This is a genomic window from Streptomyces sp. NPDC028331, from assembly GCF_055565775.1.
On record NZ_JBVHTR010000012.1, the window covers coordinates 204,748 to 216,243 of the forward strand.

Consider the following 11,496-nt stretch of genomic DNA (forward strand, 5'->3'; position numbering starts at 1 on the left):
TGTCGAACCGGGAGCCCCGGGGACTCGGACCGGGAGCCCGGTACGCGGAAGGCCGGTGCCGACCCGGCATGCGGCAAGACCTCAGGAGCAGAACATGCGAGCACTGACCTGGCAGGGCCGACGCGACGTCCGCGTGGAGACCGTCCCCGACCCCCGGATCGAGAAGCCCGACGACGTCATCGTCAGGGTCACCTCCAGCGGGATCTGCGGTTCCGACCTCCACCTGTACGAACTCTTCGGCCCCTACATCGACCCGGGCGACATCCTGGGCCACGAACCCATGGGCGTCGTCGAGGAGGTCGGGCCGCAGGTTCGCACGCTGAAGCCGGGAGACCGGGTGGTCATCCCGTTCAACGTCTCATGCCGTGACTGTTTCATGTGCAACCAGGGCCTGCACTCGCAGTGCGAGACCACGCAGGTCCGGGAGCGCGGCACCGGCGCCGCCCTGTTCGGGTACACCAAGCTGTACGGGCAGGTGCCCGGCGGGCAGGCGGAGCTGATGCGGGTGCCGTTCGGCGACAAGCTGCCCATCAAGGTGCCCGAGGGACCGCCGGACGACCGGTATGTGTACTTGTCGGACGTCCTGCCGACCGCCTGGCAGGCCGTGGAGTACGCGGCGGTGCCCGAGGGCGGCAGCGTGGCCGTCCTGGGACTCGGGCCCATCGGCGACATGTGCACCCGTATCGCCCGGCACCGGGGCGCCGGTCTGGTCATCGGCGTGGACCTGGTGGACGAGCGGCTGGAACGCGCCGCGGCGCACGGGGTGACCTGCTTCGACCTGCGCCGGCACAGCGGCAAGGACCTGACCGAGGCCGTGCGGGAGCTGACCGGCGGGCGGGGACCGGACGCCGTGATCGACGCCGTCGGCATGGAGGCGCACGGCGCGCCGTTCGCCAAGGCCGCGCAGTGGCTGACCGGTCATCTGCCCGACGCGGTGGCGCAGCCGCTCATGGAGCACGCCGGGGTGGACCGGCTGGGCGCCCTGCACACGGCGATCGACCTGGTACGCCGGGGCGGCACCCTGTCCATCTCGGGGGTGTACGGCGGGGCCGCGAGCCCCATGCCCCTGCTGACCATGTTCGACAAGCAGATCCAGGTGCGCATGGGCCAGGCGAACGTCTGGAACTGGGTGGAGGACATCCTGCCCCTGCTCACGGACGAGGACCCGCTCGGTGTCGACGGCTTCAAGACCCACGCCATGCCGCTCGAGGACGGCCCCAAGGCGTACGCGATGTTCCAGGCCAAGGAGGACGGGATGGTCAAGACCCTCCTCAAGCCGTGACCATCCCCGCGAACCGAGCCGACCGAGCCCGAGGTGACGTACCCATGCCGACGACGGAACTGTCGACCGACGATCTGCGCGACATCGCCGAGCGGCTCACCGCCGAAGCGGACGCGCTGCGCGTGGAGCTCGCGGCGGCCGAGGCGCAGATGTCCGCCCTGTCCGCGGACTGCGACCTGGACGCGGGCGACGCGAGCGCCAAGACGACCGCCCTGGAGCGCCTGCGCACGGACACCGAGCGCGCCCGGACGCTGCTGGACCGGATCCTCGCCACCCTGTCCCGGGTGGGGGCGCCCGGCTTCGGCCGGTGCACGGCCTGCGGCGGGGAGATCGGGCGCGACCGTCTGCTGGCGGTTCCGCACACGGACCTCTGCATCGCCTGCGCGCGGACGGGGGCGGACGCCGGGATGTGAACCCGGCGTCCGCACGCCCGGTCGCCCGCTGTGCCCGTGGGCGTCGCCAGAGCCCTCAGACGTCCCGCTGCTCCAGCGGCCGTGTGGCCGGGCCCTGCAGGACGCGTCCGTCGACGTCGAAGCGGGAGCCGTGACAGGGGCACTCCCATGCCTGCTCGGCGCGGTTGAAGGCGACCAGGCAGCCCAGGTGGGTGCAGCGCGCCGACACGGCGTGCAGCCGCCCTGCGTCGTCCCGGGACACGGCGCACACGTGGCCGCCGACGCGCAGCACCGCGCCGTCTCCCGGAGCCAGCTCGTCCACCGAGCCTCCGCCCGTGAACGGTGCCAGGCGGTCCCCCACGAAGTGCTGGGCGACCTTCGCCTGGTACTTCAGGAAGGCGGGCGCCTCGCGCAGGACGGTGCCGACCCGGCGCGGGTCGTACAACCGCGTCCACGGCGGCTCGCGGCCGTCGATCAGCGCGGACAGCAGGAGTCCCGCCATGACACCGCCGCTGAGGCCCCAGCCGCCGAAGCCGGTGGCGACGTAGGTGTGGTGGCTCGCCGCGTGCAGGGGCCCGACGAGCGGCACGGTGTCCGAGGAGTCGTTGTCCTGGGTGGCCCAGCGGTGCCTGAACTCCAGCGGCCCGAAGTGCCCGGTGGCCCAGTCGGCCAGCCGGGCGAGGTGTTCCCCGGTGTCGGAGGTGCCCGGGGTGAAGTGCTCACCGGTCACGACCAGCAGACGCGTCCCGTTCTGGTAGGGAGTGGTGCGGACGGACCGTGTGTTCTCCTCGGGGGTGATGTACATGCCCCGCGGCGCGCGACCGGCGTCGATCGGTGCCGTCAGCACGACCTCGCGGCGCGGCGAGAGCCGGGCGAAGAGCATCGCCCGGTCGAAGATCGGGTAATGGGTGGCCACCACGACGTCCCGCGCCGTGACCGTGTGCCCGTCCTCGGTGGTCAGCCGGCACGGCTCCCCTTCGTGCAGCCCGACCACGCGGGTGTGCTCGTACAGTTGCCCGCCACCGCGCACCAGCGCCTCGGCGAGCGCGAGGAGGTACTTGCGCGGATGGAACTGCACCTGTTCGGCCACCCTGACCGCGCCGGCCACGGGAAAGGGCAGGTCCGTCTCGGTGACGAACTCCGCGGGCAGCCCGGCCGCCCGGGCCGCCTCCGCCTCGGCGCGCAGCTCGGGCACGCGGTCCTGGTCCGTCGCGTAGGTGAACGCCGGTGCCGTCTCCCATTCGCAGTCGATGCCGAGCTCGTCCACCAGTTCGGCGGCGTGACCGATCGCCTCCATCTGGGAACGGCCGTACAGCCGCGCGCCGTCCTCGCCCCGGGTGTGACGCAGCCGCTGGTAGACGAGGGAGTGCAGCGCGGTGAGCTTGGCGGTCGTGTGCCCGGTGACACCCTCGGCGAGCCGGCCGGCCTCCAGCACGGCGACGCTGCGGCCGCCCCGCGCCACCTCCCAGGCGGTGCTCAGGCCCGCCATCCCGGCCCCGACGACGGCCACGTCGACGGTGATGTCCTCGGTGAGGGCCGGCCGGGGAACTCCGGGCGCCGATTCGATCCAGTACGACGTCTGCATGCCGCTGTGGTCGCTCATGGGGGTCCGGGTTCCCCGGGCGGGTCCGTCGAAGCGTGGCCGGTCAGGGCAGCGGTGTGCCGCCGGTGGCGTTGACGATCTCGGCGGTGATGTAGCTCGCGTGCTGCGAGGCGAGGAAGACGTAGGCGGGGGCCATCTCGGCGGGCTGGGCGGGCCTGCCCAGGGGCGCCTGCTTGCCGAACGTCGTGGTGTCCGGGAGCGTGGCCGGGATCAGCGGGGTCCACACGGGCCCGGGGGCCACGGCGTTCACCCGGACGCCGTCGGAGGCGACCATCTGTGCCAGGCCCTGCGTGAAGGTGACGATGGCGCCCTTGGTGGTGGCGTAGTCGAGCAGGTGCGGACTGGGCTTGTACGCCTGGACGGACGTGGTGTTGATGATCGATCCGCCGGGCGGGATGTGCGGCAGCGCCTTCTTGCACAGCCAGAACATCCCGTACAGGTTCGTCCGCATCACCCGGTCGAACTGTTCGGTGGTGATGGCCTGGATGCCGTCGGACTGGGCCATCTGGTAGGCCGCGTTGTTGACCAGGACGTCGATGCGCCCGAACTCGGCCAGCGCCCGTTCGATGAGCCGGTCGCACTGTTCCTCGTCACGGATGTCGCAGGACACGGGGACCGCCTTGCGGCCGGCGTCCTCGACCAGACGCGCCGTCTCGCGGGCCTCGCCGCTCTCCTGCTCCAGATGGGTGAACAGGACGTCCGCGCCCTCCCGTGCGTAGGCGAGTGCGACGGCACGCCCGATTCCGGAGTCGCCGCCGGTGATGACGGCCTTCCGGTCCGTGAGGAGACCGCTGCCGCGGTACGACTCCTCGCCGTGGTCCGGCGGCGGGTCCATCGGGCCGGTCCAGCCCGGATGCGGCTGGTCCTGCTGGGGGAACTCCGGCTGGGGATGCTGCTTTCCGGGGTGCTGTGGTGCGTTGTCGTTCACGCTGCGCCGAGTCCCCCCGGCGGGCGGGTCGACACATGCACAGATTAATCGAACACCTTAGCGATGAGCATTTGTTCGATCGTTCGATTGCGGCCGTTCGCTCCAGCCGTCCCGGCGCCGCCCCTACAGCGCCCGGTACATGACGTGCAGCCCCACCCTTCCCAACCGGGGATGGTCGTACGCCTCCGGGATCGTGCCGACGATCTCGAAACCCAGGGACGTCCACAGCGCCACCGCGGGATTGCTCTCGACGACCGCGTTGAAGACCATGCCCCGGTAGCCCTGGGCCTTCGCGGCGGCCAGGATGTACTCGGCGAGGGCACGGCCGATGCCCTGCCCCGCCCGGTCGGGGTCCACCATGAACCCGGCGTTGGCGATACCGGCCGCGGGGCCGCCGTAGTTGGGCGTCACGTAGGCCGAGCCGACGACCGCCCCGGTGTCGTCCTCGGCGACGTACACGCGCTTGGCCGGCGCCATCCACAGGGCGCGGGCCGCCTCCTCACCGGTGTCCGGGTCCCAGGTGTAGGTCTCCCCGGCGGCGACGATGCGGTGCCAGAACGGCCAGATCCGCGGCCAGTCCTCGGCCGCGGCTTGTCTGATCAGCATGGGCGTGAGTCTGGCACGCCCATGCCGTCAGTGATCACGACGGGTCCGGGCGGGTCAGTCCACGCTCGGCAGGATGTGCGGCTCGGCGAGGTCGTCCTCGTAACCGGCCAGCCGGATGGGGGCCGAACGGGCCCACACGTCCAGACTGCCGAGCTTCTTCTCGGTACGACGGCCCCCGCGGTCCATGCGTTCCTTGGGGCGCTGTTCGTGATGCGTCTTCTCCGGTGTCACCGCGCACTCCTTATGTGTCGGGTAACCCTCAGGGACATTCCGGTCCAGTGTTCCGCTGTGCCCTCGACGTCCGGTCGGGTATGAGTGAAAAAAGGGTCGGACGCGGTGGCGCCGGCAACTCGTGCGAGAGCAGGCCGTGGTGACCGGCTTGTCCCGGGACGGACCATGGGTGTGGGTAGGACCCCAAAGGCTGTCCGTACACCCCAGGTTAACCAAATGAGCGCGGCGCCGCTCGATGGGGCTGAAACAACCGTGTAACTGTCTTGAGTCGTACGGCATCATCCCGCAGCGTTTTCCGCCTGTTTGGCAGCGTTCGACACGGTTCGCGGACACCCGTTCGGTTCTCTTCTCGAACTGCCCACCGGTACGGCAGGTGTACGGACCGGCGCGCACGGTGCTCAGTTCAAGTGCCGTTGGCCGGTACGCAAGCTCCTTCTGATCTGCTGACGACCGGCAACGGCTTTTCTCGCGGGAGGACTGACGCATGGAGCTGCGCAGCGTCGAGGAGCTGATGGACCTGCTGCACGCCTGCCGGGGCGCGCGGAACACCCCGGGCGGCCGCGGCCGCCCGGCCGACCTGCACGAACACGCCCTGCAGACCGCCGCCCTGCTGCGCCGAAGTCGCCCCGCGGACAAGGAACTCCAGGTGGCCGGGCTGGTGCAGGGCATCGGCCCGCTGCTGGGGCGGGGCGACGACGTCCGGCATGCCGACCGCGCGGCCGACGCCGTACGGCCGTTGCTCGGCGAACGGGTCTCGCGTCTCGTACGCCTGCACGCGGTCGCCGCACGCTATCTCTCCGCCGTCTCCCCGCGGCGGGGCTCGTCGGCGCAGGGCACCTCGGCCCCGCCCCCGCCCGGCGGGCCGCTCACGCCCGCCGAGGCCGCCGCCTTCGAACACGACCCGCTGGCCGATGACGCGCTCGCCCTGCGCCAGGCGGACGAGGCGGCCCAGGTGGGGGGCCTCGACGCGGGGGTGCTGGAGGACTGGCGGACGGTGCTGGAACTCGTGGCGGCCCGGCACGCGCGGCTGGAGGCCGTCGACTGAGGGCGACACGCCGCGGGGCGCAAGCGGACCGACCGTATCCGGCACCGCCGGCCTGGCCGCGCAGGGCCCGCGCCGTCCGTGCCGTCCCGGCCTTCCTCGTGATCGGCTCCGCTCGGGCACGGGCGCCCCGCCGGACGCCCGTGGACGTTCCCCGCCCGCCCGGAATCCGGGGCTGTCACCCGGCCCGTGCGCCGGGTGCGTAGAAGTGGGCGCGGACGCGGCGCAGCCATGCCTCGACGGCCGTCTCGTCCGGCCGTTCCGGCAGCGCGGGGCGCGCCTCGGCGAAGGCGTTCTCGTAGAAGCGGAGCAGCGGCAGAGCGACCGTCGGGTCGACGGCCACGCGGTCGCCGAACTCGTGGTACTCCTCCGGGTTCTCCAGGCGGATGGTCAGGCGCCCGGTGGTGTACAGCTCCAGGCCCTGGTGGCACAGTCGCTTGAGGTGGCGGGCGTGTTTGGCGGTGCGTCCGCGGGTGTCCGCGGAGAAGGAGCCGTCGCCCCGGGACTCCAGGCGGCGGAACTGCTGGGTGGCGTAGCCGAGGTAGGCGTCGCGGATACGCCTGGCGCACAGGAACGACGTACGGATGCCGATCAGCTCGTCGCCGAGCGGGGTGCGCACCTCGTACAACTCGTCCGGAAGCCACACGAGTTCCATCGCGGTCGGATTGCCGCCGAGGGCGAGCCGGCACCACTTCGCGGCTTCGTGCAGGGTGCGGTCGGGGGCGGTGCCGACGTGGGACTCCTTCGGCGGGTGCAGCCCGTGCAGCCGCTCGGTGGGGGCCGCGAACAGGCCGAGCCGGTCCACGTCGGAGCCCTCGTGGGCGAGCCCGTACGCGGTGGAGCCGACGATGCCGGACAGCAGGAGGTTCGGGACGGTCACGGACGGCCGCCTTCCTTGGTTCTCATGGCTCAGGAGGGGCCCCGGCAGCGAAGAGCCAGGTCATGGCGGCACGTTAGCCATCGAGTCGACATGGCGGCGAACAGTTTTTCGTACGGCCGCCCCCGCGTGGCAGCGGCCGCGGGCTGGTCTCTGACGGTCCGTCATGAGACGGTACGTCGATGACGTCGCCGTACGGGCTCGAGGGCAGGGTGGCCATCGTCACCGGTGGCACGCGGGGCATCGGGAGAGCCGTCGCCGGGGCGCTCGTGCGTGCCGGAGCGCGGGTGTGCGTGACCGCGCGGGACCCGGACGCGGTCCGGCGGACCGCACGGGAACTCGGCGGCGTGGGGCTCGCGGGCAGCGTCGCCGATCCGGCCCACCTGCGGGAGGTCACCGAGCTGGCCCTGCGCGCGTGGGGGCGCATCGACGTCGTGGTCAACAACGCCGCGACCAACCAGCCCCACGGTCCGCTGATGGACGCCGACCCCGACCGCTGGCGGGAGGCGTTCGCCGTGAACGTGGAGGCGCCGCTGCGGCTCGTGCAGTGCGCCTGGCGGGCCTGGATGAGGGAGCACGGCGGCTCGGTGGTCACCGTCTGCACCGAGGGTGCCGCCCATGTGGGACCCCACGTGGGCGCGTACGGCACCAGCAAGGCCGCCCTGCTGCACCTGACCCGGCAACTGGCGGGCGAGCTGGCGCCCGGGGTGCGGGTCAACTCGGTCTCGCCCGGACTGGTCCGCACGGAGATGGCCCGCTTCGTCTGGGAGGGCGACGAGGACGCGGTCGCGGCAGGGCTTCCGCTCGGCCGCATCGGCGAGCCCGAGGACGTGGCGCGGGCCGTGGTGTGGCTCGCCTCGGACGCGGCGAGCTGGGTCACCGGCGCCGACCTGCTGGTCGACGGCGGCACCCGGGTCAGGGCGGCGTACGCCCCGGGGGCCTCGGCCTCCGGGGCGTACGCCGTTCACGACCGGCTGCGGTCATCGGCGCCGCCCCTGTCGTGACGGTGCCGCCCACCCGTCCCGGTCGCCACGGTCGCTCACGGGAACAGCGCGATCCCGGCCGCGATCACCAGCACGATGCACACGATCAGGCCGACCGTGGCCCAGGTTCCCCGGTGCTTCAGCGGAGGCGGCGTACCGCCTCCGCCGCGCGGGCGGTCCTCCGGCAGGACGCAGTCCGGCGGGCGATCGGACATGTAGAACTGTTCGTCGCTCGGGTAGACGTTGCGGGGGTCGCCTGCGGCGCGGGGATCGATCTCATGTGGACTGGACACGGGACCTCCTAGCGCGGTGCTCGTCCAGGACGAGTTTCCGGCCGGCGCCGCATGACGCACCGAGGGCGCCGCGTCACCGCCTCCGGGCCGCTTCCGGGCTCACCACTTCCCCGGCGCGTAGTCCTTCAGGAAGACGCCGTACAGGTCCTCGCCCTGCTCGCCGCGCACAATCGGATCGTATACCCGGGCCGCGCCGTCCACGAGGTCGAGCGGAGCGTGGAAGCCCGCGTCCGCCAGGCGCACCTTGTCCGGGTGCGGGCGCTCGTCGGTGATCCAGCCGGTGTCGACGGCCGTCATCAGGATGCGGTCCTTCTCGAACATCTCCTGGGCGCTGGTGCGGGTGAGCATGTTCAGGGCGGCCTTGGCCATGTTGGTGTGCGGATGGCCCGCGCCCTTGTAGCCGCGGTTGAAGACGCCCTCCATGGCGGAGACGTTCACGATGTAGGTGCGACGGGCCCTGGACGCCGCCATCGCCGGGCGCAGGCGGCTGATCAGGATGAAGGGCGCCGTCGAGTTGCAGAGCTGGACCTCCAGCAGTTCGACGGGCGTGACCTCCTCCACCGTCTGCACCCAGCTGTTGGTGTCGTGCAGGTCGGGGACGAGGCCGCCGGCGTCGATGGCCGTACCGGCCGCGATGCGCTCCAGGGACGCCGAGCCCGAGACCAGCGCGAGGTCGGTGACGTCCTGCGCGGTCAGCGCGCCGCCACCGGCGACGGGCAGCGCGGCCACGGCCCCGGAGCCGAACGTGCCGATGACCTCCGCGGCCGGCAGCTCGCCCGCCGGGAGCGGAGCGGACTCGGCGGCGACCAGTTCGCTGTAGGCGCCCGGGGAGCGGCGCACGGTCTGCGCCGCGTTGTTGATCAGGATGTCCAGCGGTCCCTCGGCGGCGACCGAGTCGGCGAGCGCCACCACCTGGGCCGGGTCGCGCAGGTCGATGCCGACGATCTTCAGCCGGTGGATCCACTCGTCGCTGTCGGGCTGGGCCTTGAAGCGGCGGATCGCGTCGTTCGGGAAGCGCGTGGTGATCGTGGTGTGGGCGCCGTCGCGCAGCAGGCGCAGCGCGATGTACATGCCGATCTTGGCGCGGCCACCGGTGAGCAGGGCGCGCTTGCCGGTGAGGTCGGCGCGGGCGTCGCGGCGGGCCCGGTTCTCGTCGGCGCACCGCGGGCAGAGCTGGTGGTAGAAGTAGTCGACCTCGACGTAGCGGGTCTTGCAGACGTAGCAGGAGCGGGGGCGCCGGAGTATCCCGGCGATCTGGCCCTCCCCGGTCCGCGACGACGGCAGGATGCCCTCGGTCTCGTCGTCGATGCGCTGCGCGGACCCCGTGGCGGTGGCCTCGGTGACGGCCTTGTCATGGGCGGTCTTGGCGGCCCGGCGCTCCTGGCGGCGGCGCTGCTTGACCGTGCGGTAGATGTGGGAGGTCGCGCGGCGCACCTTGACCGCGTCGGGATGGTCGACGTCCAGCTTGTCCAGTTCCTCCAGCACACTGAGGCAGACGGCCAGGCGCTCCGGATCGATGCCGGGGCCGTACGCCACCTCGTCCGGGGCCGCCGAGCCGCCGCCCACGGGGGCGTCCTCTGTCAAGGTCATCGCGCTGCCGTTCCTCACTCACCCGCGCAGCGCTCCGACCGCGCTCGCTTTCGAACGCGGAATTTTACGGAGGGCGGGGGCGGGTCACCAAACCCGCGGTGATCACGTCCGGGCGGGCGAGGTGGCCCGGACCCTCGCAGTCGGCGTGCGACCTCGCCGCCGAGCGCCCCGAGGTCTGTGCGCAGGGGCACCCCGGGACGCACCGAGATCCGCCGCTCACCACCGCGGATGAGGCGTGCTCCCGGCACCGCTCAGGGCACCGGGAGCACGCGCCGCCCCCTTCAGATGCGGCAGGCCGCCAGCAGGGTCTCCATCTCGTCCGGGACCGCCCGGGCCAGGCGCTCCAGGTCGGGTACCGCCCGGCCGTCGGCGACCAGTCCGTAGTGGACGCGGCCGCGGTACGTCGAGATCGCCACCGCCAGGGACTGGCCGCGGGCCAGGGGAGCGAGCGGGTAGACCTCGGCCAGCGGGTTGCCGCCGAGCCTCAGGCCGAGGCTGGGCAGCGGGACGCTGGTGACCAGGATGTCGAACCAGAGCCGCGCGGCCTGGCTGACCAGCGGTCCGCCCAGCCGGTGGCCCAGGGCGGGCACATGGTCGGCGAGCAGCGCGACGGCGCCCGCGCCCCGGTTGGGTCCGGCGTCCTTGTTGCGGTCCATGGCCGTACGGACCGTCCGCAGCCGCTCCAGCGGGTCCGGGTCGGCGACCGGGAGCCGTATCAGGTAGCCGGAGAGCCGGTTGCCCTGTGGGTGCGCGGTGCGCGGCCGGCGCTTGGAGACCGGGATCAGAGCCCGGGGTTCGACGCCCGCGCTGCCGTCGCCGCGCTCGTCCAGCCAGCGCCGCAGGGCGCCCGCGACGACCGCGATCAGCACGTCGTTGACGGTGCCGCCCGCCGACTTGCGGATGCGGTGCACATCGTCGAGGTCGATGGACACGCCGGCCGTGCGGCGGGTGCCGCTGGGCTGGGAGATCAGCGCGGACGACGAGCGCGTGCCCAGGGTGGACACGGCGACGGAGGCGCCGATGTCCAGGGCGCGCCCCACGTCGGCGAGCGTGCCGCGCAGCAGTCCCGGGAGCCTGCGCACATCGGGCAGGATGCCGCGGACGGGCTCGGGCGGGCGCGGCCGGGGTTCGGGCATGTCCATCGGGTCCAGGACGGCGGCCGCCAGGGTGAGCGCGCGCAGCCCGTCGGCGAGCGCGTGGTGGAACTTGAAGAGCACGGCGAAGGAGGTTCCGGACTCCCCCGGCAGCACGTGCGCCTCCCACGGCGGTCGGCCGCGTTCCAGCGAGCGCTCCATCAGCCGCCCGGCCTCGGCGTGGAAGTCGGCGGTGGGCGCGTGCAGCCGCACATGGCGCAGGGGGTCGAAGTCGGGGTCCGCTTCCCGGGCCGCGCCGCCCAGGGCGAGCGGCAGGCGCGCGGCGGCCAGGCCGCGCGGCAGGCGGACGTCCGGCAGCCAGACGTCGCGGATGCGCATGCGCAGGCCCGGCACGGCGGCGGCGCGGGCCGCGAGCAGATCCGCGGCATGGGCGCCCGCGGTCGGCGACTGGCACGAGAACACGCCGAGGGCACCGAGGTGCATGGGGTGCCGGGCGGACTCGATGTTCCAGAACGCCAGGTCGAGTGGTGCGAGCAGGTCAGAAGTCAATGGCTTGCCTCGCGTCGACGATGAGG

General features: G+C 72.8%; 12 protein-coding genes. 4 read left to right on the forward strand and 8 right to left on the reverse strand.

Going from position 1 to position 11,496, the window contains the following annotated elements; genetic code table 11:
- Positions 1-94: 94 nt before the first annotated feature.
- Together ACZ4SW_RS19845 and ACZ4SW_RS19850 are read left to right on the forward strand one after the other, a co-directional pair.
- On the forward strand, positions 95-1,282 hold the full coding sequence (locus tag ACZ4SW_RS19845; RefSeq protein ID WP_468244844.1) for an alcohol dehydrogenase catalytic domain-containing protein: 1,188 nt from the start codon (positions 95-97) through the stop codon (positions 1,280-1,282).
- Between the two features lie 44 nt (positions 1,283-1,326).
- On the forward strand, positions 1,327-1,695 hold the full coding sequence (locus tag ACZ4SW_RS19850) for a TraR/DksA family transcriptional regulator (RefSeq protein ID WP_468244847.1): 369 nt from the start codon (positions 1,327-1,329) through the stop codon (positions 1,693-1,695).
- A gap of 55 nt (positions 1,696-1,750) precedes the next feature.
- Here the strand turns inward: ACZ4SW_RS19850 and ACZ4SW_RS19855 are convergent, their stop codons facing one another.
- The 4 genes from ACZ4SW_RS19855 to ACZ4SW_RS19870 form a co-directional block, all read right to left on the reverse strand.
- Positions 1,751-3,277: an FAD-dependent oxidoreductase gene (locus ACZ4SW_RS19855; RefSeq protein WP_468244850.1), complete on the reverse strand. Its 1,527-nt coding sequence runs from the start codon at positions 3,275-3,277 to the stop codon at positions 1,751-1,753.
- 43 nt (positions 3,278-3,320) lie between these two features.
- Positions 3,321-4,205, reverse strand: coding sequence for an SDR family oxidoreductase (locus ACZ4SW_RS19860; protein ID WP_468244852.1), 885 nt, complete (start codon positions 4,203-4,205; stop codon positions 3,321-3,323).
- Positions 4,206-4,328: 123 nt separating this feature from the next.
- Complete coding sequence (locus ACZ4SW_RS19865) at positions 4,329-4,811, reverse strand: GNAT family N-acetyltransferase (RefSeq protein ID WP_468244854.1); 483 nt, start codon at positions 4,809-4,811, stop codon at positions 4,329-4,331.
- Between the two features lie 54 nt (positions 4,812-4,865).
- On the reverse strand, positions 4,866-5,042 hold the full coding sequence (locus tag ACZ4SW_RS19870; protein WP_468244857.1) for a hypothetical protein: 177 nt from the start codon (positions 5,040-5,042) through the stop codon (positions 4,866-4,868).
- 484 nt (positions 5,043-5,526) lie between these two features.
- On the opposite strand from ACZ4SW_RS19870, the gene ACZ4SW_RS19875 reads away from it, so the two are divergent.
- Positions 5,527-6,087, forward strand: a complete 561-nt coding sequence (locus ACZ4SW_RS19875) for an HD domain-containing protein (protein ID WP_468244860.1) — start codon at positions 5,527-5,529, stop codon at positions 6,085-6,087.
- 175 nt (positions 6,088-6,262) lie between these two features.
- On the opposite strand, the gene ACZ4SW_RS19880 is transcribed toward ACZ4SW_RS19875, so the two are convergent.
- The gene (locus tag ACZ4SW_RS19880) at positions 6,263-6,964 is read right to left on the reverse strand and encodes a nucleotidyltransferase domain-containing protein (RefSeq protein WP_468244862.1); all 702 of its coding nucleotides are present in this window, start codon (positions 6,962-6,964) and stop codon (positions 6,263-6,265) included.
- 179 nt (positions 6,965-7,143) lie between these two features.
- On the opposite strand from ACZ4SW_RS19880, the gene ACZ4SW_RS19885 reads away from it, so the two are divergent.
- A complete protein-coding gene (locus ACZ4SW_RS19885; protein WP_468244864.1) occupies positions 7,144-7,965 on the forward strand; it encodes an SDR family oxidoreductase in 822 nt (273 codons plus the stop codon).
- A gap of 35 nt (positions 7,966-8,000) precedes the next feature.
- On the opposite strand, the gene ACZ4SW_RS19890 is transcribed toward ACZ4SW_RS19885, so the two are convergent.
- The 3 genes from ACZ4SW_RS19890 to ACZ4SW_RS19900 all read right to left on the reverse strand — a co-directional run bounded on the left by ACZ4SW_RS19890 (position 8,001) and on the right by ACZ4SW_RS19900 (position 11,470).
- Positions 8,001-8,237: a hypothetical protein gene (locus ACZ4SW_RS19890; protein ID WP_468244867.1), complete on the reverse strand. Its 237-nt coding sequence runs from the start codon at positions 8,235-8,237 to the stop codon at positions 8,001-8,003.
- Positions 8,238-8,336: 99 nt separating this feature from the next.
- Complete coding sequence (locus ACZ4SW_RS19895; protein WP_468244870.1) at positions 8,337-9,827, reverse strand: SDR family NAD(P)-dependent oxidoreductase; 1,491 nt, start codon at positions 9,825-9,827, stop codon at positions 8,337-8,339.
- A gap of 281 nt (positions 9,828-10,108) precedes the next feature.
- The gene (locus ACZ4SW_RS19900) at positions 10,109-11,470 is read right to left on the reverse strand and encodes a wax ester/triacylglycerol synthase family O-acyltransferase (RefSeq protein ID WP_468244873.1); all 1,362 of its coding nucleotides are present in this window, start codon (positions 11,468-11,470) and stop codon (positions 10,109-10,111) included.
- Between the last annotated feature and the right edge of the window lie 26 nt (positions 11,471-11,496).